The sequence below is a fragment of the Segniliparus sp. genome (assembly GCF_051660745.1).
Lineage (GTDB): Bacteria > Actinomycetota > Actinomycetes > Mycobacteriales > Mycobacteriaceae > Segniliparus.
In genome coordinates, this window is sequence record NZ_JBOFQF010000009.1 from 34,396 (window position 1) to 55,994 (window position 21,599).

Here is a 21,599-nt window from a genome sequence, read left to right on the forward strand (position 1 = left end):
GCGCCCGATGACGGCGATGTGAACAGCAGCCGGGGCTCGGGGCGGGCCTGCCGGACGGCCCGCCCCGCGCGCGGCAGGCCGGGGCACTATGCCTTTTGCACTATCCTTATGACCAATATGCGGAGAAAATTGGATTCTCCGAAGGATAGGCAAAGGACCTTGGCGATGGTGGTTTCGGGAAATTGATGTTGCGAGGCCTAGCACTTCCAGCTCTTTCCCTCACTGTGCCGAGGGCGGGCGCGCGTCCTGCGCGCCCGGTCTCCCCGTCCGGTCCGCAGCCCGGCGAGCGGGCGGAGTTCCGGCCTGATATCCAAGGCCTGCGGGCGCTCGCGGTCTGCCTCGTCGTGCTCTACCACGTGTGGCTCGGCAGGGTCTCTGGCGGCGTCGACGTGTTCTTCGTCCTCACCGGTTTCTTCATCACGGGCAGCCTGCTGCGGGCGGCGGGCGGCACAGGGCTCGACCCGCGCCGGGTCTGGGCGAGGGTCATCAAACGGCTCTTCCCCGCAGGCTTGCTCGTGCTGGGCGCGGTCGTCGTCGCCGGAGTCCTCGTCCTTCCGGAGAGCCGCTGGCAGCAGACCATCTCGGAGGTCATGGCCTCGGCGGTGTACCTGGAGAACTGGCGGTTGGCCGCCGATTCCGCAGACTACTTCGCGCAGCACAACGAGGCGAGCGTGGTGCAGCACTTCTGGTCGCTGTCCATCCAGGGGCAATTCTATTTCGTGTGGCCGCTCTTGGTCGTCGCGATGGCGTTCGTCGCCAAGCGCGCACGGATTCCGCTGCGCCGCCAAGTGCTCGTCGTCCTGGTCGTCGCGTTCGTGGCGTCGCTGATCTGGTCGGTGCGCCTGACGGCGGTCGACCAGCGGCTCGCGTACTTCGACTCCTTCACGCGCGTGTGGGAGTTCGCGCTCGGGGGCTTGCTCGTGTTCGCCGCTGCCGCCATGCCCGCGATCCCGCAACGGGCCAAGGTCGCCCTTGGCTGGGGCGCGGTCGTGGCCTTGGTGCTGTGCGGCCTGCTGCTGCGGGTGTCGGCAGAGTTCCCCGGGTACGTGGCGCTGTGGCCGACGATGTGCGCTGCGGTGATTGTCGTGGCAGGCCGCAGCGGCAGCCCCCGTGGAGTCGACCGGGTGCTCGGCTCGCGCCCGTTCCGGTATATGGGGGACATCAGCTACCCCTTGTATCTCTGGCATTGGCCGGTGCTGGTGTTCTCGCTCATCCTCTGGGACCGGCAGAGCCCGGGGTTTCTCGGCGGCGCGGCTGTCATCGGGACGTCGCTGCTGCTGGCTGTGCTGACGCACCATTTCGTTGAGCAGCCCGCGCTCGACCCCGAGGTCGGGCCGATGGCCCGCTGGGGGGTCTACCGGTTCGGCATGACCGCGCTGGTGGGGGTGCTCGTCGCCGCGCAGTGCTGGCATTGGGTCGGCGCGCACAAGGTCACCGCTCTCGCGACTGCGGCCCGCAACGGCGGGCATCCCGGCGCCATGGCGCTGGAGGCCTCGTTCAAGGACGAGTCCGCCCCCGACATCGCGGTCCCGTCGCTGGTGGATCTGTCGAAAGACTATTCCGGCAACGACAAGTTCGACTGCGCCAAACCGGAGCTGCATCCCGACCTCGACGTGTGCGTGCTGCGCGCCTCGGAGCACGAGCACCCGCAGCTGCGAATCGCGCTCGTCGGCGATTCGCACATCACCCAGTTCTTCCCGGCTGTCGAGAAGATCGTGCGGCAGAGGGGCTGGGAGCTGGTCGCGATCAGCAAGGGCGCCTGCCCGTTCTCCACGGGGTCGGAGACTGCCCCGGGGGACGAGGGCTGCGTGAAGCACAATGCCGAGGCGCTCGACGAGCTGCTCGCGATGAAGCCCGACATAGTGCTGACCAACGGCACTCGGGACGCGAGGGTCGGCCTCACCGAGCAGACCCCGCAGGGGTTTGTCGACGTCTGGCGCCGTTTGAACGACGGCGGGATCCGGGTTCTCGCAATGCGGGACAACCCTCGTTTCTCCTTCGTCCCGGCCAGATGCGTCGAAAGCCATGGCCGGGGGGCTTCGGCGTGCGACACGCCTCGCTCGGAGGTGCTCAAGGCTTCGGCTCCCTACCTCGCCGTGCCCGGCGTGCCGCGCAATGTCTCCTTCCTCGACCTGAGCGACTACATCTGCGCCCGAGACGTGTGCCCGCCGATCATCGGCAATGTGTATGTCTACATGGACGACAACCATCTGAGCGGGACGTATGTGAGGACGATGAGCCCGATCATCGGGTCGATGATGGACGCGGCCCTCTCCGAGGCGCATTAGGCCCGTTCCTCGCCGCTCGCCCGGAGTCGCGCCGGGCCTGGCTCCGACTGAGGGCTAATATTGATCATATGATTGGTTCTATTGCGCCCGAGCGGCTGTTGGATTTCCTCGAACCTGGCATGGATGTGATCGTGCCGATCCTCGCGGGCGAGCCGGAGTCGCTGATCGACGCGATGGAGGCGGGGAACGAACGGTTGTCCGGGGTGCGGATCCACCGGATGGACCCGTACAAGGAGCGGGCGTACATCCGGGGCGAGTTCGGCGACCGTCTGCGGCATGTGGACTACTACCTCGGCCCGGGCTCGCGGCAGGCGTACTGGGACGGGCACTGCGAGTTGATGCCGAACCATTTCTCGGACATCCCCCGGTTGATGCGCGAGTTCACGAACCACGGCATGGTGATCGCGGGAGCGAGCATGCCGGACCGGCACGGCTACTTCTCCCTCGGCACGAACGCGGACTACTGCGCCGCGCTTATCGGCGAGGTCCCTTTCTTCCTCGAGGCCAATCGGCAGATGCCGCGCACGCAGGGGTTGAACCAGGTCCACATCAGCCAGGTGCTCGGCTGGACCGAGGTGGACCGGCCGCTGTACGAGCGCCACATCGTGGCGGACGACCCCCGCCACCACGCGATCGCCGGGTTCATCGCGGAGCGGGTGCCGGACGGCGCGTGCCTGCAGTTCGGCATCGGCAAGATCCCGAACAAGGTGGCGGAGCTGCTGTCCGGCCACCAGGACCTCGGCGTGCACACCGAAGTGCTCTCCGACGGCGTGATGTCGCTCGTCCGGTCCGGAGCCGCGACGGGGGCGCGCAAACGCTTCAACCGGGGCAAGCATGTGACGACGTTCTGTCTTGGCTCGCGGGCGCTCTACGACTGGCTGGACGACAACCCCGCCGTGCTGATGCTGCCGGTGGACCAGACCAACGATCCGAGGCTGATCGGCGGGGAGCCCAACATGATCTCCATCAATGGCACCACGGAGGTGGACTTGATGGGGCAGGCGGCGAGCGAGACGATGGCGGGGAAGTACTGGTCCTCCTCGGGCGGCCAAGGCGATTTCGCCAGGGGCGCGATGCACTCCGAGGGAGGGCAGGCCTTCCTCGTCACCAACTCGACCACCTCCTCGGGCCGCAGCCGCATCCGCGGGCAGCTCACGCCGGGCAGCGTGGTCACCACGCTCAAGAACACGGTCGACCACGTGGTCACCGAGCACGGCGTCGCGAAGTTGCGCGGCAAGACGTTGCAGCAGCGCGCGAAAGCGCTCATCGCCATCGCCGCCCCGGAGCACCGGGACGAGCTGACGCGCGAGGCGAGGACGGCGGGGATGCTCTGATCCGCCAGGGGGAGCGACAGCGGCTCAGGACTCGACTTCGGCCAAAAGCGCCACGGGCCGGTCGGCGAAAAGCTCGGCGTACGGGACCAGCCCGGTCCAGTGCTTTCCGTCCAGCCGGTTCTCCCAGCGCGTGTCGCCGAGGTCGAGGCCCTGGTTCTGCCATCCGCCCTGTTGCTCCAGCGAGGTCGCGAACCGGGTGGCGAGCACGATGACGTCCGGTTTCGAGCTCTCGCTCGGACCTCGGCCGAATCCGAGGAGGTGGGGGGTGTGCGCGGGCACGGGCCAGTACCCGCCGCCGACGAACGAGTCCGGGCGCTCCCGGCGCAGGCGCAGCGCCGCCCGGACGAGCTGCTGCTTCTCCTCCGCAAGCGAAAGGGGCCCCCACTCCGGCCCGGCGGCGAGGGCGGCGGCTCGCGCGGCGTAGTCCACCAGTCGGCGGTTGTCCGGGTCGACGAGCGAGTCTTCGAGGAATTCCGTCCCCTGGTACACGTCGGGGATCCCCGGGCAGGTGAGCTGGACCAGTTTCTGCCCGAGGACGTTCGCGCGCTCGGAAGCGGACAGCTCGGAGCGGAAGAGCCGGACCATGGCCCCGAAGCCGGAGTGCTCCACCGCGCCGAGCCAGTGGTCGACGTCGGTCTCGAAGAGCAGGTCTGGATTGGTCCAGCTGGTCTTGAGCCCGGCCTCCCTGGTCGCTTTGACGGCGTAGTCGCGCACGCGCGGGAACAGGTCGTCCGGCAGCTCCCCGAGCTGCCGGTTCCAGTCCTCGCTCGCGACCAAATATTCCTCGCGCAGCGCCGCGAGGTCCGCGCCGGGCTGTTGTCCCTCGCCAAGGCCCTTCTCTCGGCCCAAGGCCTCTTCGAGCTCGCGCATGCGCGGCGGGACGGGCGGCGGGGGAGGCAGGACGCCCCACAAGGTCTGCCAGAGGAAATACCCGGTCACGCCTCCTGCGGACGCGGAGAAGTCGTGGCCGGAGGGGAACAGGTACCCAGGCTGGCCTGCATGTGCGGGCGGCTGGTCGAGCACGCCCTCGTCGAAGTAGACCAGCCGCTGCCACAACGGGGTCTCCGCGAGGAGCGCGAGCCGGGCCCGCACGTCCTCGCCCCGTTTGGTGTCGTGCGTGGACAGCGTGGTCATGGTCTTCGGCTCCCGCTCGGAGCGTTTGGCCATCCTGATGTGGAACTCGTCCAATGGGATCCCGAACTGCTCCGGAGTCCCGCCGACCTCTTGGAGGGCGACGAGCCGGGCGGTGCGGTAGAAGAGCCGGTCTTCGAGGCCTTTGGCCATGACCGGCCCGCAGAGCTGGTGGAAGCGGGCGGCGCTTTCGCCGCCGAGCGAGACTGCTCGGGCCAGCGCGTCGAGCGCGGGGCCCGAGGCGGCAGAGTCCGCGCGGGCCTTCGCGACAGCTTCGGCGAGCTTTCCGGCGAGCGACGGATAGTCGGTCCGGTACACGTCGAGGCAGACGATGGTCGAGACGACGGCCTCGGCGAGGGCGTCGGGGGAGAGCTCCGTCCCGGTCTCCGCCACCATACAGCGCACGAGTCTGCGCAGCTCGGAGCGCAATGTCCCGAACGCGGCCTCCCGCTTGGCGCCCCGCGCCGCCTCGGCGAGCGCCGCCGCGTCCCCCGGGTCGCCGGTGACTCTCGCGGACAGCTCGGTGAGCGGCTCCTCGCCGCTGGGGCACACGAAGACGCCGCACACCTCGCGCAGGGCGTCGTATCCGGTCGTGCCGTCCACCGCGAGGCCGGGGTCGAGCTCTTCGTCGTGGTGCAGGATCTTCTCGACGACGAGCCAGCGGTCCGGGCCGACGAGCTCGCGCAAGGAGCGCAGGTATCCGACCGGGTCGGTCAGCCCGTCGGGGTGGTCCACCCTGACCCCGTCCACGAGGCCGTCGTCGAGGAGGGATTTGAGCTGGGCGTGGCTGGCGGCGAACACCTCGGGGTCCTCCTGGCGCAGCCCGGCCAGCTCGTTCACGCTGAAGAACCGCCGGTAGCCGACCCGGTCGGTGTTCCACGGCACGAGCCGGTAATGCTGGCGGCCGTGGACCTCCTGGGGGGCTCCGGAGCCCGAGCCCGGCGCGAGCGCCCGTTTTGCCAAAGGGAAGCGGTGCTCGTAGTACCGCAGCTCGCCGTCCTCGACCCGCAGCTTGTCCACGTCCTGCGCCGAGCCGAGGACCGGCAGGTTGAACCGGTCCTCCTCGTCCCAGTCGATGTCGAAGAACTTCGCGTGCGCGGAGCCCTTGCCGTTGGCGAGCACGTCCCACCACCACGGGTTCTCATGCGCGACCGCGACGCCCATGTGGTTGGGGACGATGTCGACGACCAGCCCGATGCCGAGCGCGTGCGCCTTGCGGGCCAGCTCTTCGAGCCCGGACCTGCCGCCGAGCTCCTCGCGGACCGTGGTCGGGTCGGTCACGTCGTAGCCGTGCGCCGAGCCGGTGGTCGCGGTGAAGATCGGGGAGAGGTAGAGGTGGCTCACGCCGAGGTCGTGGAGGTACGCGAGCTGCTCGGCCGCGTCGGCGAACGTGAATTCGGGGCGCAGCTGCAACCGATAGGTCGATGTGACGGTCCGAGCCATGGCGGTTGGTCCCTATTTCACCTTCTGCAGCATGAGGAGCGAGCGGGAGGCGACGTTGATGGCGTCGCCCGCGTTCGCGGTGAGCTGGCCCCGGCCCCGGGGCCGCGAGGTGTCGAGCACGGCCATCCACTGCGCGGCGAACCCGCTGTCCGGCACCTCGAACGTGATGGCCTCGTAATGCGCGTTGAAGCAGAGCAGGAAGGAGTCGTCGACGACCCGCTCGCCACGGGCGTCCGGCTCGGGGATGGCGTTGCCGTTGAGGAAGACCATCAGGGATTTGCCGAAGCCGGAGTCCCAGTCCTCCACGGTCATCTCCCGCCCGTCCGGAGTCAGCCAGGCGATGTCGCGCTCCTGGTCCCCGCCTCGGATCGGCCTGCCCGCGAAGAACCGCCGACGGCGGAAGACGGGATGGGACTTGCGCAGCTGGATGACGTGCTTGGTGAAGTCCAAGAGCTCCGCGTTCTCCTCGGCGAAGGCCCAGTCGATCCACGCGGTCTCGTTGTCCTGGCAGTACACGTTGTTGTTGCCGTGCTGGGTGCGGCCCATCTCGTCGCCGTGCAGGAGCATCGGGGTGCCCTGGCTGAGGAGCAGCGTCGCGAGGACGTTGCGGCGTTGGCGGGCGCGCAGCTGCAGGATCTCCGGGTCCTCCGTCGGCCCCTCCGCCCCGCAGTTCCACGACCTGTTGTGGCTCTCCCCGTCGCGGTTGCCCTCGCCGTTCGCCTCGTTGTGCTTGTCGTTGTACGAGACGAGGTCGTTGAGGGTGAACCCGTCGTGCGCGGTGACGAAGTTGATGCTCGCGCCGGGCCGCCTGCCCGTTGCGGCGTAGAGGTCCGAGGACCCGGTGAGCCGGTAGGCGAACTCGCCGAGGGTCGACGGCTCCCCGCGCCAGAAGTCGCGCACGGTGTCCCGGTAGCGGCCGTTCCACTCGGACCACACGCCGGGGAAGTTGCCGACCTGGTAGCCGCCCTCGCCGACGTCCCACGGCTCGGCGATCAGCTTGACCTGGCTCACCACGGGGTCCTGTTGGACGAGGTCGAAGAAGGCGGAGAGCCGGTCGACGTCGTGCAGCTCGCGGGCGAGGGTGGACGCGAGGTCGAACCGGAACCCGTCCACGTGCATCTCCAAGATCCAGTAGCGCAGCGAGTCCATGATGAGCTGGAGCGTGTGCGGGTGGCGGACATTGAGGCTGTTCCCGGTGCCGGTGTAGTCGACGTAGTACGTCTTGTCCTCGTCGGAGAGCCGGTAGTAGGCGGCGTTGTCGATGCCCCGGAAGCTGACGGTCGGCCCCTGGTGGTTGCCCTCGGCGGTGTGGTTGTACACCACGTCGAGGATCACTTCGATGCCCGCTTTGTGCAGGTCCACGACCATGGACTTGAACTCGGCGACGGCGTTCTCGGGGTTCCGGGCCGCGGCGTAGGCGGCGTGCGGGGCGAGGAAGCCGATGGTGTTGTAGCCCCAGTAGTTGGACAGGCCCTGGTCGAGCAGGAACCCGTCCTGGAGGAATTGGTGCACGGGCATCAGCTCGATGGCGGTGACGCCGAGCTCGGTCAGATGCTCGATGATCGCGGGGTGCGCCACCCCCGCGTACGTGCCGCGAAGGTTCTCGGGGACTTTGGGGTGGGTCTCGGTCAAACCCTTGACATGCGCCTCGTAGATGACGGTCTCGTTGTAGGGCCGGTTCGGCGGGTGGTCGGTCGACCAGTCGAAGAACGGGTTGATCACCACGCAGGTCATCGTGTGGTCGCTGCCTGCGCCCGCCGGGCTGTTCTTGAGCCCGTTCGGGTCGAAGGCCTTCCCGTACGGGTCGAGCAAGAGTTTCGTGGGGTCGCAGCGGAAGCCCTGCTCGGGTTGGAAACGCCCGTGGACCCGGTACGCGTAGCGCTGGCCAGGCCCCACTTCCGGCAGATAGGTGTGCCAGACGTAGCCGTCGACCTCTTCGAGCGGCACGCGGGTCTCGCCGCCGTCCGGGGCGATCAGACAGAGCTCGACCCGCTCGGCCACCTCGGTGAAGAGCGAGAAGTTCGTGCCGACCCCGTCGAACGTCGCGCCGAGCGGGTAGGGCGTGCCGGGCCAGACCCGCAGGTCGGCGGAGGCGAGGGATTGCACCACGCCCTCGCGCAGCGAGCCCTGCGGCGGCAGTGGGCCCTGCTCCGGCAGAGCTGGGCCGGCGGCGGTGGTCGCCGCTGCGGGCGGGGTGTCTTGGGGTGCTGTCATCGTGACTCGACCTTATCCTGCCTCGCAGACAGTCGCCACTGTTCGTGCGGCGCTGTTCGTGCGGCGCTGCTCGTGCGATTGGGCAGGGCAGGCTGGGCAGAGCTGCAGGCATGCTTGCGCGTGCGCAGCTGGCGATGCGATTTCTGAAAGTTCCGCTATTCTGAGGAAGCCTGCGAGTGAGGTCACATTTGCTCGTGGCGCGGACCTCTCGGTGGGAAACACGACGAGCGCCCGAGGTCTGCGCACTTGAGGCGTGCAATCGCGTCGCCGAATGACCAGGAAGGCCATTGATGCCCGCAGATCCGACAACGCCGTCCGGAGCCGCTTCGAGAAGCGATTGGCTGCGCAGCGTGCTTCGCTACGACGTGCCCGCCTCGCTCGTGGTCTTCCTCGTGGCCTTGCCGTTGTCCATCGGCATCGCGGTGGCTTCCGGGGCCGGGGCTCGCGAGGGCCAAGGGGTGCCGATCATGGCGGGCATCATCGCGGCCATCGTCGGCGGTATCGTCGCGGGCCTGCTCGGCGGCTCCGCCGTGCAGGTCTCTGGTCCGGCAGCCGGGCTCACCGTCGTGGTGGCGGAGCTGGTGCAGGAGTTCGGCTTCAAAACGCTCTGCCTCATCGTGATCGCGGCCGGGCTCGTGCAGATCCTCTTCGGGGTGAGCCGCCTTGCGCGCGCGGCGCTCGCGATCTCGCCGGTGGTGGTGCACGCCATGCTCGCCGGGATCGGCGTGACCATCGCGCTCCAACAGATCCATATTGTGCTCGGCGGAAAGCCTGCGAGCGCGGCGTGGGCGAACATTTCGGCCTTGCCGGGGCAGATCGCCAATTTCGACTACCACGACGCGCTGATCGGCGGGCTCGTCATCGTCGCGCTCCTCGGCTGGCGCTATCTGCCGAAAGGCTTGCAGAAAGTCCCAGGGCCGCTCGTGGTGATCGCCGCCGCGATCGGGCTCACGGCTCTGCTCGATTGGGGCGACGTCGTGAAGACCATCGAGATCGACGACAACTTCCTCGCCGCCATCCACCTGCCGAGCGCGCCGCACATCCCGATGGGCGAGTGGGGCGAGTTCGCGGTCGGCGTGCTCACTGTCGCGATCATCGCGAGCGTGGAGAGCTTGCTCTCCGCCGTCGCGGTCGACAAGCTGCACAAGGGGCCGAGGGCGAACTTCGACCGGGAGCTCATCGGACAGGGCGCGGCGAACACCGTGTCCGGGATCCTCGGCGGGCTGCCGGTCACCGGCGTCATCGTCCGCAGCTCCGCCAACGTCGCGGCGGGCGCGCGCAGCCGGGCTTCCGCGATCCTGCACGGCGTGTGGATGCTCCTGTTCGCGTTGCTGTTCCTCGGCGCGGCCGAGAACATCCCGAAGTCGGCGCTCGCGGGACTGCTGGTGGTCATCGGCGTCCAGCTCGTCAAGCTCGCCGATATCCAAAAGGCGCGCAAGACCGGCGATTTCCTCGTCTACGCCGTGACCATCTTCGGCGTGGTGTTCCTGAACCTCCTCGAAGGCGTGCTCATCGGCCTCGCGGTCGCGCTCGCGCTGGTCTTCTGGCGGGTCGTCCGGGTCCATGTGACGACTGCGGCGCCGAGGGAGGGCAGCGAGGACCGCTGGCAGGTCGCGATCGAGGGCTCGGCCACGTTCCTCGCCCTGCCGAAGCTCACCGAGGCCTTCGCCGAGATCCCGCGCGGAGCCTCGGTCGTCATCGTCATGGCGGTCGACTTCCTCGACCACGCGGCGCAGAGCGCGATCGAGGACTGGTGCTTCCAGCACGAGGCGACCGGCGGCAACGTCGTCGTGCAAGAGGTCGGGTCCGTCGACCTGGCGGGCGCGGGCGATGCTCCGCCCAAACGCGGCTCGCTCGGCGACGTGTTGCGCCGAGGCCTCACGCCGTGGGACTCCTGGCGGCCCGGCGGCTTGGCGGTGGAAGAGGCCGCCGACGTGTCCGGCCCGGACGCGACGGCGCACCCCGCGGTGCGCTCGGTGCTCGCCGGTGTGGCCCACTACCATCGCCGCCACGCTCCGCTGCTGCTGCCGCACCTTGAGAAGCTGCGGCACATCCAGAATCCCGACATCCTGTTCATCACCTGCGGCGACTCCAGGATCGTCCCGAACGTCATCACGTCGAGCGGGCCTGGCGACCTTTTCACGATCCGCAACGTCGGCAACCTCGTCAAGCCTGCGGGCACAGACGCGGGCATGGACGCGGCGCTGGAGTTCTCCGTCAACAACCTCGGCGTCCGCTCCATCGTGCTGTGCGGGCACTCCAGCTGCGGAGCGATGGCTGATCTGCCGACCGACTTGCCAGCGGGCCACCCGCTGGCGGTCTGGCTCGACCGGGTGGAGCTGAGCAGGCAGACCTACGAGCAAGGGCATCCGGTCGCCGCAGACGCGGCGGTCCAAGGCTATGGCCCGAAGGACCAATTGAGCATGGTGAACGTGCTGATGCAGGTCCAGTCGCTGCAGCAGCATCCGGTCGTCGCCAAGGCTGTGGCGGAGCGCGGCCTGAGCGTGACCGGGCTCTTCTTCGACATCTCCACCGGGAACGTGCTGCACGTCGCGGAGGACAACGTCACCATCGTCGACGACAGGCACCCGCTTCTGCTCAGCGGCGAGGAGGAGCCGCAGACGGCGGCAGCGGCTTTGTCGTCATGACCGTGGTCTCGCGAGCCGCTTGTCCCGCGCTCTCGCCCGACGAGGTGGCGCGGATCGACCGGGAGCACTTGTGGCATCCGTATGCCAGCCTCGGCGGCGGCCCGGCGCCGCTGGTGGTCGAAGCGGCGCACGGCACGAGACTGGTGCTCGCGGACGGACGGGAGCTCGTCGACGCCATGAGCTCGTGGTGGGCGGCGATCCACGGCTACCAGCACCCGGTCCTGGACCAGGCTGTGGCCGAGCAGCTGCGCTCGATGAGCCATGTCATGTTCGGCGGGCTGACCCACGAGCCCGCCGCGCGGCTCGGCTCGCTGCTCGTGGAGATCACCGGCATGGACACGGTGTTCTTCTGCGACTCGGGGTCGGTCGCGGTCGAGGTCGCGGTCAAGACCGTGCTGCAGTACCAGCGCGCCGTCGGCGCTCCGTCGCGGCGCAAGCTGCTCACGCCCCGGGGCGGCTACTACGGCGACACCTTCACCCCGATGAGCCTGTGCGACCCGGTCGGCGGCATGCACGCCGAGTGGGCGGGCGTCCTCGCCGAGCAGGTCTTCGCGCCCCGCCCGCCCGCCGTGTTCGACCCGGCATGGGACCGCGAGGTCCGCGAGCTCGCGGCCAAGCACCGCCACGAGCTGGCGGGGATCATCGTGGAGCCGGTGGTGCAGGGCGCGGGCGGCATGCGCATGTACGACCCGCGATGCCTCGTGACATTGCGCGAGGTCGCCGACGAGCACGGTTTGCTCCTGGTCTTCGACGAGATCGCCACCGGGTTCGGCCGCACGGGCGAGCTCTTCGCCCACCAGCATTGCGCGGACCTGCGCGAAGGAGGCGTCCGCCCCGACCTTATGTGCGTGGGCAAAGCGCTCACCGGCGGTTATATGACGCTCGCAGCGGTGCTCGGCAGGCGCGAGGTCGCCGACGCGATCAACGCGGGCGGGGTCGGGGCGCTGCTGCACGGGCCGACGTTCATGGCCAACCCGCTCGCCTGCCGGGTCGCCGTCGCGGCTGTGGAGCTGCTGCTCGGCGAGCAGTGGGCTTCGGGCGGGTGGCGGACCGAGGTCGCCCGGATCGAGCAGGCGCTTCGAGAGGGGCTCGCCCCTCTCGAAGAGCTGGCGGGCGTGCGCGACGTCCGCGTGCTCGGCGCGATCGGCGTCGTGGAGCTGGAGCGCCCAGTGGACCTCGCGCGGGCAACCGCCACAACGGTCGCGAACGGCGTGTGGCTGCGTCCGTTCGGGAAACTCGTGTACACGATGCCGCCGTACATCGCCTCGGACGAGGACCTCGGGCGGATCTGCGCGGCGGTGCACGCGGTGGCGGTCGAGGAGTGCCGCTCTGTAGGATGACGCCGTGACCGGACAGACGCTGCGGACGGGCGCGGCGCGTCGGCTGTGGGCACATCGCCTCCGGGACGTGCTGCTCGTGCTCCTCGCCTGCGTCGCGGTGACCCTGTTCATCCAATTCGCCCTGCTCGAATCGATCCGGGCGGGGGACTTCGAGGTCTACCGGCTCGCCGCCGAGCGGGCGTTCGCGGGCGAGGACGTGTACAACGTGCTGTTCCACGGGCGATGGACGCCGTCCCAAGGCATCCCCTTCACGTACACCCCGTTCGCTGCGCTGTTCCTCTGGCCGACGACGTGGTTCTCCACGCCTGTGGCGGTCACGTGGTGGAACGTGCTGGCCATGGCGAGCCTCGCGGCCTCGCTGCACTGCGTCTGGGCCGACGCGCGGGTCCGCGCCCCGCGCCCGGGCGGCAGGCCGGGCCTGCTGTGGGACGGCGAGCGGTGGCCGAAAATCCTCGCCTGCCTCGTGCTGCTCCTCGCCGCGAGCAACCTCGTGCCGTACCACCTGGTGCGCGGCCAGATCAATCTGCTGCTGATGGGGATGTGCCTGCTCGACGTGGCCCGGCGGGACGACACGTGGTTGGGGCGGTGGCTGCCGAGGGGGACGCTCATCGGGGTCGCCGCAGCGGTGAAGCTGACGCCGTTCTTGTTCCTGGTGCAGTTCCTCGTCGTCAGGCAGTGGCGGCTGGCGCTGTGGACGGCGGCGGGGGCGGCCATGGCCACGGCGGCGGGCTTCGTGGCCTTCCCGAAGATGTCCTGGCATTTCTTCACCGAGAAGATCTGGCACCTCTCCGGCAGCGTGGCCTACGACCCCGGCATGTTCGCGAGCTCGGGCAACGGCTCGGTCCAGGGCGCGGTCGCGTTCTTCGGCGGCCCGACTTGGCTCGGCGCCGGTTTGGCCGGGTTGTTCTGCCTCTTCGGGCTCTGGTGCGCCAGGGCCGCGTTCCGCAGCCCTGGCCTCTTGGCCAGCACGGTGGTCGCCGGGCTGACCTCGACGCTGGTCACCCCCGTGAGCTGGATCCATCACGCCGTGTTCCTGTTCCCGGCCGTCGCGATGCTCCTGATGGACACAGGCGGGGCCGGGCGGAGGATCGCGGCGGTGCTCGCGGTCGTGCTGTTCGTTCCGGGGCAGACGATCGCCGACCATCTCCTCGCCGCGCATCACTGGTGGCTGTGGCCGTTGGCGCTGCCGTTGCGGTTCGCGCAGTCCGCCGCCGAGGTCGGCGCGGTCGTCCTGCTCGCCATGCCGTCGGTGGCAGGATGGACGGGTGATAAGACGCATCCCGCCCGGCGCGCTGTCATGGTGTGAAGCCGCGCTGGTGGCCGCGTCCTGCGCGGCGAGCGCGTTCGTCGGCGAGATTCTCACTTCGACGGTGAAGCCGGTGGACTTCCAGGTCTACCGGATCGGTGCTCAGACGGCGTTCGCGGGCGGCGATGTGTACACGCATTGGCTGCGCGGGCTCGATATCGCGCCGACCGGGCTGCCGTTCACGTACCCGCCGTTCGCGGCGCTCTTCTTGTGGCCGACCACGTGGTTCTCGCCCGCCGTCGCGGCGTTCTTGTGGAGCCTGCTGGCGACGGCCTGCCTCGCCGCGTCGTTGCATCTGGTGCGTCCCGCATGGGCGGACGAGCCCTCGCCAAGGCTGGCGGGCTTCGGGCGTTGGCCGCTGGCCCTCTCGGGGCTGGTGCTCGTCCTCGCGCTCAGCGACGTGGTCAACCAGCACCTCGCGTACGGCCAGATCAATCTGCTGCTGATGGCGATGTGCTTGTTCGACGTGGCCCGGCGGGACGACACGTGGTTGGGGCGGTGGCTGCCGAGGGGGACGCTCATCGGGGTGGCCGCAGCGGTCAAGCTGGTGCCGATGTTCTTCGTGGCGCTGTTCCTGTTGACGCGCCAGTGGCGCCTCGCCGCGTGGACAATCGCGGGCGCCGTCGCCGCCACAGCGGCGGGTTTCGCCGCGTTCCCCGAGATGTCCGCCCGCTTTTTCCGCAGCACGTTCTGGGGCTTGTCGGACAGCGTCGCGTTCGCGCCGGAGATGTTCGCCAGCCCCGGCAACGCGTCGGTGCAGGGCGCGGTCGCGTTCTTGGGCGGGCCGCACTGGCTCGGCACAGCGCTGGCCGCTGCGGTGGGAGCCGCAGGACTTTGGTGCGCGCGGCAGACGTTCCTGCGGGCGGGGCTCTTGGCCGCCATGGTCTCCGCCGGGGTCGTCGCCACGGTGATCACCCCGGCGAGCTGGATCCACCGCGCGGTGTTCTTCATCCCCGCCGTGCTGATCCTGTGGTGGAACGGGGACCGGGGCCAGCGCCGCGCCGGGCTGTTGCTCGGGGCGGCGCTGTTCTGCTGGTGCCCCTCGCTCGCGAACGTGCTCGGCGGGACCGGCCTGCCCGCGCTCGCCCCGCTCGCGTTTGTGCTGCGGTTCGCCCAGCAGGCGGCCGAGCTCGTCGCGGTCGTCTTGCTCGCCCGTTTGCCAGGGATGGCAAGATGGACGGGTGAACAGCCCGAACCAGACCCGCCAACTCCCGCTCGATGTGACGGCGGCGGACGTGGACGAGGCTGCGGCGAGAATCGAGTCGGTGGCCGAGCGAACCCCGCTGCAGCGGTTTGAGCGCCTGTCGTCGGCGCTCGGCATTGAGCTCTACGTCAAACGAGAAGACCTCCAAGTGGTCCGCTCCTACAAGCTGCGCGGCGCCTACAACCTGATGGCGCAGCTCTCGGAGGCCGAGCGGGCCGCCGGGGTGGTGACGGCGAGCGCGGGCAACCACGCCCAGGGCGTCGCCTACGCGTGCCGGGCGATGGAGATCAAGGGGCGGATCTACGTCCCGAACACGACTCCCCGGCAGAAGCGGGACCGGATCCGGGCGCACGGCGGCGCGTTCATCGAACTGATCTCGACGGGGGACAACTACGACGCCGCGGCCCTCGCGGCCCATCAGGACGCGGAGGAGACCGGGGCGACGTTGGTGCCCTCGTTCAACGATCCTCGCACGGCCGCAGGCCAAGGCACGATCGCGAAAGAGATCCTGGAGCAGCTGGCGGAGCGGCGCTCTGCCGCTGGCGGGCGGGCCCTCGCGGCGTACCCGGACGTGGTGATCGTCCCGGTCGGCGGCGGCGGTTGCATCGCGGGGATGGCCGCCTATTTCGCCGAGCGCTCGCCGAGCACGGCGATTGTCGCGGTGGAGCCGGCAGGCGCGGCTTGCCTCGCCGCCGCGCTCGTCGCGGGCGCTCCGGTGACCCTGCCCACCATCGACACGTTCGCGGACGGCGCAGCGGTCAAACGGGTCGGGGATGTGGCGTACCGCGTGCTCACGGCACTGGGCGCGAAGACCCACACGATGGCGAACCTGCCGATCCACGCGTCCGGGCAGGGCGGCCAGCCCGCCGAGCTCGCTCCGGGATCGGTGCTGGTCACCCAGGTGGACGAGGGCGCGTTGTGCACGACGATCTTGGAGCTGTACCAAAACGACGGGATCATCGCCGAGCCCGCCGGCGCGTTGTCGGTTGCGGTGCTCGACCACCTGCGCCTGCCCGCCGGGGCGACCGTTGTCGCGCTGCTCTCGGGCGGCAACAACGATGTCTCCCGGTATGGGGAGATCCTGGAGCGCTCCTTGGTGCACAAGGGGCTGAAACATTATTTTCTGGTGGACTTCCCGCAGGAGCCGGGGGCGTTGCGCAAATTCCTGGAGCATGTGCTCGGCCCCGAGGACGACATCACGGTGTTCGAGTACATCAAACGGGACAACCGCGAGCTCGGCGTGGCGCTCGTGGGCATCGAGCTCGGCAATGCCACCGACCTCGGCCCGCTCATGGAGCGCATAGACCGTTCGGGCCTCAGCTGCGAGCGACTGCGCCCAGGAACCCCGGCGTACCAGTACTTGACCTGAGCAGAGGCGTTTCAGGCGGCTGACTGCCGACGGCCCGCGAGAGCATGCGCGGCGACGAGGACGCCCACGCCGACGCACGCCCCGATCGCGGTGTCGAAGAGCCGGTCGTGCAGGAGCAGCTGCACGGGCGACGCGCTCGTCAGGCGCACTCCGATCAGCGCGGACGGGGTGATGAACAGCAACGCGAAGGCGTAGTGCTGGACGACGAACAGCTCGGCGAGCCCTTGCGCGGCCATGATGATCACCACGGCCAGGTACTCCCGTGGATTCATGCTGAGGACGGCCAGCGCGATGCCGCTGCCGAAAAAGGTGCCGACGACCCGGTGGACGCCGCGTCGGACGCTCGCTTTCAACGTCCCGCCTGCGAACGGCGCTGTGGCGGCGACCATGGCCCAGCCGGTGTGGCGGCCGATTGTCAGGACGGACAAAGCCCCGGCGACCGCGACGGCGAGCGCGCACCAGGCGGCCCGGTCGAGGGCGGTGCGGTCGCGCAGCGCTTGCCAGCGGGGCCGCCGGGCGCCGGGCCCGGCGGATGCGAGCCCGACACGCAGCACGCCGACCAGGCCGAGGGAGAGCGACCACAGCGCAGTGGCGCTCACGACGAGCGCCGCGACCAACACAGTGGCGCCCGTCTTCCCCGAGATGTCCGCGCACGAGGCGAAGCTCAAGACGACGAAGAGCGGCCCCGGCGGCAGCCAGCGCATGAGCGCCGAGCACAAAGAGCCTGCGGCGGCGAGGACCCCGCCGAGCGCGATCACCAGCAACGGCGTCTGCGAGAGGGTCAACGCCGCCCCGAGGACGGTCGCGACCACGAGGGCGAGGGCTGCGGAGAGCTGGGTGAAAAATCGCTGACGGGGGTTTTCGTCCCTGCCGTACACGGCGGTGAAGGAGCCGCAGACCACGAACAGGGCCCACTCCGGGTGGCCGATCCCGATGACGGCGAACAGCGGGACTCCGACGGCGAGGGCGCTGCGCACGGCGGCGGGCGCGGCAGACGGCCCTGGCCGCAGCGCGGCGATCCAATCTCTCATGGGTCCGTCGGGCCCCAACTACCGCAGCACGGTCGCCAAAATGCCGGTCACGTAGCCCAGCCGGGCGACCTCGGCGGGGCGGAACTCGGGGCCGCCGGGCCTGCCGAGGATGATGACGAGGCCCTTCTCGCCGAGCGGGGCGGCGGCCAGAGCCGTGTCGAGGTCCTGCCAGACTTTCGGCACCCATGCGGCTTGCACGTCCAGAGACCGGGCCCCGTCCAGGCCCAGCACCGGGATCTGGTAGCTGCCCGGCTCGGGCGCCCCGGAGCTCGAGTTGATGGGCTCCGCGCCGTTCGCGCCGCTCACCGCGATCACGCACCACCCGGAGTGCAGCACCCGAGGCGCCTCGTCCGCGAGGATCTGCAGCCGGTTCTGCTGCGCGGTGGCGACCTGGTCGATCAGGGCGAGTTCGCGATGGGTGTCGAGCACCCCGGTGTAGGGCCGGATCGCGTCCACTTTGACGCCGCGGATCTGCTCGGCGGCGGTGATCAGGGAATCGGGCAGGCGGTCGCTGGGCAGATTCACCACGATGTCGTCCACGGCGTAGCCGGGCCCGCGCTCCACGACTTCCAGCGACACGATGTCCGCGCCGACGGTGCCGAGCGCCACAGCGAGCGCTCCGAGGCTGCCGGGGCGGTCTTCGAGCTCGACACGGATCAGGTACGACACTCAGCCAGGCTACCTTTCCCCAGTGCCGTGCGCCAAGTGAATAGAACCGCATACGTGGGCCCTAGCCGCGTCGGCGGACCTTCACGTGCGGCCGGACGAGGGCGAGCGCGGACTCGGGGAACAGCTCTCGCGGGGCGATCACCAGGAGCTGCCGGGCCGGGAGGGTATAGAGCACAGTCGCCGTCCCGGCGAAGAAATACTTCAGCTCCCGGTACTCGGTGTACGCCGACCCGCGAGGGGAGCGCATGGTGAAGCCGTGTGTGCCGAACTCCGCGCGCAGCGCCGTGCCTGCGGGATACACGGCGTTCAGAGCCCGCTTGCTCCGTCGGCGGGTCAGCCAGTACCGCCCGCCGAAGGCGAGCGCCGTGAGCAGGGGCAGGCTGATGGCGAGAGTGATCAGGAAGAGGGCGGGGTTCTTCCCCCAATGGCTGACGGTGAGCGAGTAGTACAGCGAGCCGACGACCACGACGACCCAGAGCATCGGCACTTTCCACGCGCGTTTCGCACGCTCTTTCGCCAGCAGGCCCGCTGTCTCGTCCGTGCAGGTGAACGACGTGTGGACGAGCGGAACGTCGGCGTCTGCGGGCGTGCTCATCGGCCCCTCCCAATCTTTCCGAGCCCAATCTCGTCGACGGGGAGTATAGCCCGAGCTCGCGTCCTCCGGTGTGTGGGAGAATGCTCCCCATGACCCAAGCACCGAAGATCACGAGGGAGCAGGTCGTGCACCTGGCCTCGTTGGCGCGGCTCGAGCTCGGCGAGGACGAGCTCGCCGCGTTCGCAGGCCAGCTCGACGACATCCTCCAGACGGTCAAAGTCGTCGACGAGCTGGCGGACTCGGCGGAGGCCGAGCAGGTGGGCGAGCACAAGGAATGGCAGGAGCCGTGGCTGTTCGGCGCGGTGAACGTGGTGCGGGCGGACGTGCCGTTGCCGTCGCTCTCGAGCGAGGACGCGCTCGCCGCGGCCCCGGCCGCCCAGGACGGCAAGTTCGTCGTGCCTCGGATTTTGGGGGAGGAGCTGTGAGCGCGACGGAGATCACGACCAGCACGGCGGCCGGGCTCGCCGAGCTGATCCACGCGAAAGAGCTGTCCTCGGCCGAGGTGGTGCAGGCGCACCTCGACCGGATCGGCGCGGTGGACGAGCGGCTGCACGCGTTCCTGCACGTCGCAGGGGAGGAGGCGCTGGCAGCGGCCCGCGCGGTGGACGAGTCCCTCGCCAGGGGCGAGGCGCCCGCGTCCCCGCTCGCCGGGGTGCCGGTCGCGCTCAAGGACATCTTCACCACGAAGGACATGCCGACCACGGCTGGCTCGAAGATCCTCGAAGGCTGGCGCTCGCCGTACGACGCGACGGTGACCGCGCGGCTCCGCGCGGCGGGCCTGCCCATCCTCGGCAAGACGAACACCGACGAGTTCGCGATGGGCTCCTCCACGGAGAACTCCGCCTACGGTCCGTCCCGCAACCCGTGGGACCTCGCCCGCACCCCCGGCGGCTCCGGCGGGGGGAACTCCGCCGCGCTCGCCGCGTTCGAGGCCCCGCTCGCGGTCGGCACCGACACCGGCGGCTCGATCCGCCAGCCCGCCGCGCTCACCGGCACCGTCGGGGTGAAGCCGACCTACGGCACCGTCTCCCGCTACGGCATGATCGCCTGCGCGTCCTCGCTCGACCAGGGCGGCCCCGGCGCGCGGACCGTGCTGGACGCGGCCCTGTTGCACGAGGTCATCGCGGGCCACGACCCGAGGGACGGGACCTCCACCAAGCGGACCGTCGCGTCGGTGGTCGAGGCCGCGAAGGCAGGGGCCGCGGGGGACCTCAAGGGCCTGAAGGTCGGCATCGTCAAGGAGCTCCACGGCGAGGGCTACCAGCCGGGCGCCTACGCGGCGTTCGAGGCGGCGGTGAAGCAGATCCAGGCGCTCGGAGCCGAGGCCGTGGAGGTGTCCTGTCCGCACTTCCCGTTCGCGATGCCCGCCTACTACTTGATCCTCCCCTCGGAGGTCTCCTCGAACCTCGCCCGGCTCGACGGGATCCGCTACGGCGCGCGGGTCGGCGACGACGGGCGGGCCGATGTGGCCTCGGTGATGACCGCGAGCCGCTCCTCGGGCTTCGGGCCCGAGGTCAAACGCCGGATCATCGTCGGAACCTACGCGCTCTCCGCCGGGTACTACGACGCGTTCTACGGCCAGGCGCAGAAGGTCCGGGCATTGGTCGCCCGCGACTTCGAGCGGGCGTACGAGCAGGTCGACGTGATCCTCGCGCCGACGACGCCGACCACGGCGTTCCCGCTCGGGGAGCGGGTGGACGACCCGGTGGCGATGTACCGGTTCGACCTGTGCACCATCCCGACGAACCTCGCCGGGCACCCCGGCATGTCCGTCCCGGCAGGATTCTCCGCCGACGACGGCCTGCCGGTCGGCCTGCAGATCCTCGCCCCGGCGCTCGCGGACGACCGGCTCTACCGGGTCGGCGCCGCGTACGAGGCCGCGCGCGGCGTGCTGGCGGGCCCGCCAGCTGTGGGCGGCGTCTAGTCCGGCCTGTCCGCAAAACGAGGCCGGCCGAGTTGTCCAGATGGTCAACGCGGTAGATTGGCCGCATGCGCATTGGGACGATGGTGAACTACGCAGGCGGCTTCATCGAGGTGGCGGAAGAAGTCATCGAGCTTGAGAAGGTCGGCCTCGACGTGGCGTTCGTCGCCGAGGCGTACTCCTACGACGCGGCCAGCCAGTTGGGGTACTTGGCCGCCAAGACCTCCACGGTCAAGCTCGCGTCGGGAGTCTTCCAGCTCTACACCCGGACCCCGACCCTGCTCGCCATGACTGCGGCGGGCCTGGACTACGTGTCGGGCGGCCGCTTCATCCTCGGGATCGGAGCCTCCGGGCCGCAGGTCATCGAGGGCTTCCACGGCGTGAAATACGACTCGCCGCTCGGCCGCACCCGCGAGACCGTCGAGATCTGCCGGAAGGTGTGGAAGCGGGAGCGCCTGGAGTACCAGGGCAAGCACTTCACCATCCCGCTGCCCCCGGAGCAGGGCACTGGCCTCGGCAAGGTGCTCAAGCTCATCAACCACCCCGTCCGCGACCGGATTCCTGTGGTGATCGCCGCGCTCGGCTCGAAGAACGTCGAGCTGACCGCCGAGATCGCCGAGGGGTGGCAGCCCATCTTCTTCCTGCCCGAGAAGGCGGGCGAGGTGTGGGGTCCCGCGATCGCTGCTGGCAAGGCCAAGCGCGCCCCGGAGCTCGGCGAGCTGGACGTGTACGCGGCCCCGGCGTTGGCGATCGGCGAGGACGTCGACCACCTGCTCGCGTTCGTCAAGCCCCAGTTGGCGCTGTACATCGGCGGCATGGGCGCGAAGGGGAAGAACTTCTACCACAACCTGGCCACCACGTACGGCTACGGCAAGGAAGCCGACCTCGTCCAAGACCTGTACCTTGCGGGGAAGAAGGCCGAGGCGGTCGAGGCTGTTCCCGACGAGCTCGTGCGGAGCATCTCGTTGATCGGGCCAAAGAGCTTCGTCGCCGAGCGCGTCGCGGCGTTCAAGGAGGCCGGGGCCACCGTGCTCAACGTGACGGCGTTCGCCGAGGACACGGCTGGGCGGATCAAGCAGATCGAGGCGCTGAAAGAGCTCCTCTGA

Annotated in this window: 15 protein-coding genes; 10 read left to right on the forward strand and 5 right to left on the reverse strand. The window is 69.7% G+C overall.

Features of this window, described 5'->3' with window-relative positions; translation table 11 throughout:
- Positions 1-224: 224 nt before the first annotated feature.
- Positions 225-2,288: an acyltransferase family protein gene (locus ACRC20_RS03315; protein ID WP_438684919.1), complete on the forward strand. Its 2,064-nt coding sequence runs from the start codon at positions 225-227 to the stop codon at positions 2,286-2,288.
- A 68-nt stretch (positions 2,289-2,356) separates the two neighbouring features.
- Positions 2,357-3,622 (forward strand): acetyl-CoA hydrolase/transferase family protein, encoded by a 1,266-nt coding sequence (locus ACRC20_RS03320; RefSeq protein WP_438684920.1) that lies wholly within the window; start codon positions 2,357-2,359, stop codon positions 3,620-3,622.
- A 24-nt stretch (positions 3,623-3,646) separates the two neighbouring features.
- On the opposite strand, the gene treY is transcribed toward ACRC20_RS03320, so the two are convergent.
- Positions 3,647-6,196, reverse strand: coding sequence for a malto-oligosyltrehalose synthase (gene treY, locus ACRC20_RS03325; RefSeq protein WP_438684921.1), 2,550 nt, complete (start codon positions 6,194-6,196; stop codon positions 3,647-3,649).
- A gap of 12 nt (positions 6,197-6,208) precedes the next feature.
- Positions 6,209-8,410 (reverse strand): glycogen debranching protein GlgX, encoded by a 2,202-nt coding sequence (gene glgX, locus ACRC20_RS03330; protein WP_438684922.1) that lies wholly within the window; start codon positions 8,408-8,410, stop codon positions 6,209-6,211.
- Between the two features lie 290 nt (positions 8,411-8,700).
- Between glgX and ACRC20_RS03335 the strand changes: the two genes are divergently transcribed.
- Genes ACRC20_RS03335 through ilvA form a run of 5 tightly spaced genes read left to right on the forward strand, consistent with a single transcriptional unit; the run spans position 8,701 to position 16,277 of the window.
- The gene (locus tag ACRC20_RS03335) at positions 8,701-11,058 is read left to right on the forward strand and encodes a SulP family inorganic anion transporter (protein WP_438684923.1); all 2,358 of its coding nucleotides are present in this window, start codon (positions 8,701-8,703) and stop codon (positions 11,056-11,058) included.
- On the forward strand, positions 11,055-12,398 hold the full coding sequence (locus tag ACRC20_RS03340) for an adenosylmethionine--8-amino-7-oxononanoate transaminase (protein ID WP_438684924.1): 1,344 nt from the start codon (positions 11,055-11,057) through the stop codon (positions 12,396-12,398). The genes ACRC20_RS03335 and ACRC20_RS03340 overlap by 4 nt, the downstream gene beginning before the upstream one ends.
- 4 nt (positions 12,399-12,402) lie before the next feature.
- Positions 12,403-13,704: a glycosyltransferase 87 family protein gene (locus ACRC20_RS03345; protein WP_438684925.1), complete on the forward strand. Its 1,302-nt coding sequence runs from the start codon at positions 12,403-12,405 to the stop codon at positions 13,702-13,704.
- Positions 13,664-15,001: a glycosyltransferase 87 family protein gene (locus ACRC20_RS03350; protein ID WP_438684926.1), complete on the forward strand. Its 1,338-nt coding sequence runs from the start codon at positions 13,664-13,666 to the stop codon at positions 14,999-15,001. The genes ACRC20_RS03345 and ACRC20_RS03350 overlap by 41 nt, the downstream gene beginning before the upstream one ends.
- Entirely contained in the window at positions 14,886-16,277 is a 1,392-nt protein-coding gene (gene ilvA / locus ACRC20_RS03355; protein WP_438684927.1) for a threonine ammonia-lyase IlvA, read from the forward strand. Before ACRC20_RS03350 ends, ilvA begins: the two co-directional genes overlap by 116 nt.
- Positions 16,278-16,288: 11 nt before the next feature.
- Here ilvA and ACRC20_RS03360 read toward each other — a convergent pair whose 3' ends face one another.
- The 3 genes from ACRC20_RS03360 to ACRC20_RS03370 all read right to left on the reverse strand — a co-directional run bounded on the left by ACRC20_RS03360 (position 16,289) and on the right by ACRC20_RS03370 (position 18,572).
- Positions 16,289-17,308 (reverse strand): FUSC family protein, encoded by a 1,020-nt coding sequence (locus tag ACRC20_RS03360; protein WP_438684928.1) that lies wholly within the window; start codon positions 17,306-17,308, stop codon positions 16,289-16,291.
- Between the two features lie 18 nt (positions 17,309-17,326).
- Entirely contained in the window at positions 17,327-17,977 is a 651-nt protein-coding gene (locus tag ACRC20_RS03365) for an ACT domain-containing protein (RefSeq protein ID WP_438684929.1), read from the reverse strand.
- Between the two features lie 61 nt (positions 17,978-18,038).
- Entirely contained in the window at positions 18,039-18,572 is a 534-nt protein-coding gene (locus ACRC20_RS03370) for a hypothetical protein (protein ID WP_438684930.1), read from the reverse strand.
- An 89-nt stretch (positions 18,573-18,661) separates the two neighbouring features.
- On the opposite strand from ACRC20_RS03370, the gene gatC reads away from it, so the two are divergent.
- The 3 genes from gatC (at position 18,662) to ACRC20_RS03385 (ending at position 21,599) form a co-directional block, all read left to right on the forward strand.
- Positions 18,662-18,997: an Asp-tRNA(Asn)/Glu-tRNA(Gln) amidotransferase subunit GatC gene (gene gatC, locus ACRC20_RS03375; protein WP_438684931.1), complete on the forward strand. Its 336-nt coding sequence runs from the start codon at positions 18,662-18,664 to the stop codon at positions 18,995-18,997.
- The gene (gatA, locus tag ACRC20_RS03380; protein WP_438684932.1) at positions 18,994-20,496 is read left to right on the forward strand and encodes an Asp-tRNA(Asn)/Glu-tRNA(Gln) amidotransferase subunit GatA; all 1,503 of its coding nucleotides are present in this window, start codon (positions 18,994-18,996) and stop codon (positions 20,494-20,496) included. The genes gatC and gatA overlap by 4 nt, the downstream gene beginning before the upstream one ends.
- A 65-nt stretch (positions 20,497-20,561) precedes the next feature.
- Positions 20,562-21,599 (forward strand): LLM class F420-dependent oxidoreductase, encoded by a 1,038-nt coding sequence (locus ACRC20_RS03385; RefSeq protein WP_438684933.1) that lies wholly within the window; start codon positions 20,562-20,564, stop codon positions 21,597-21,599.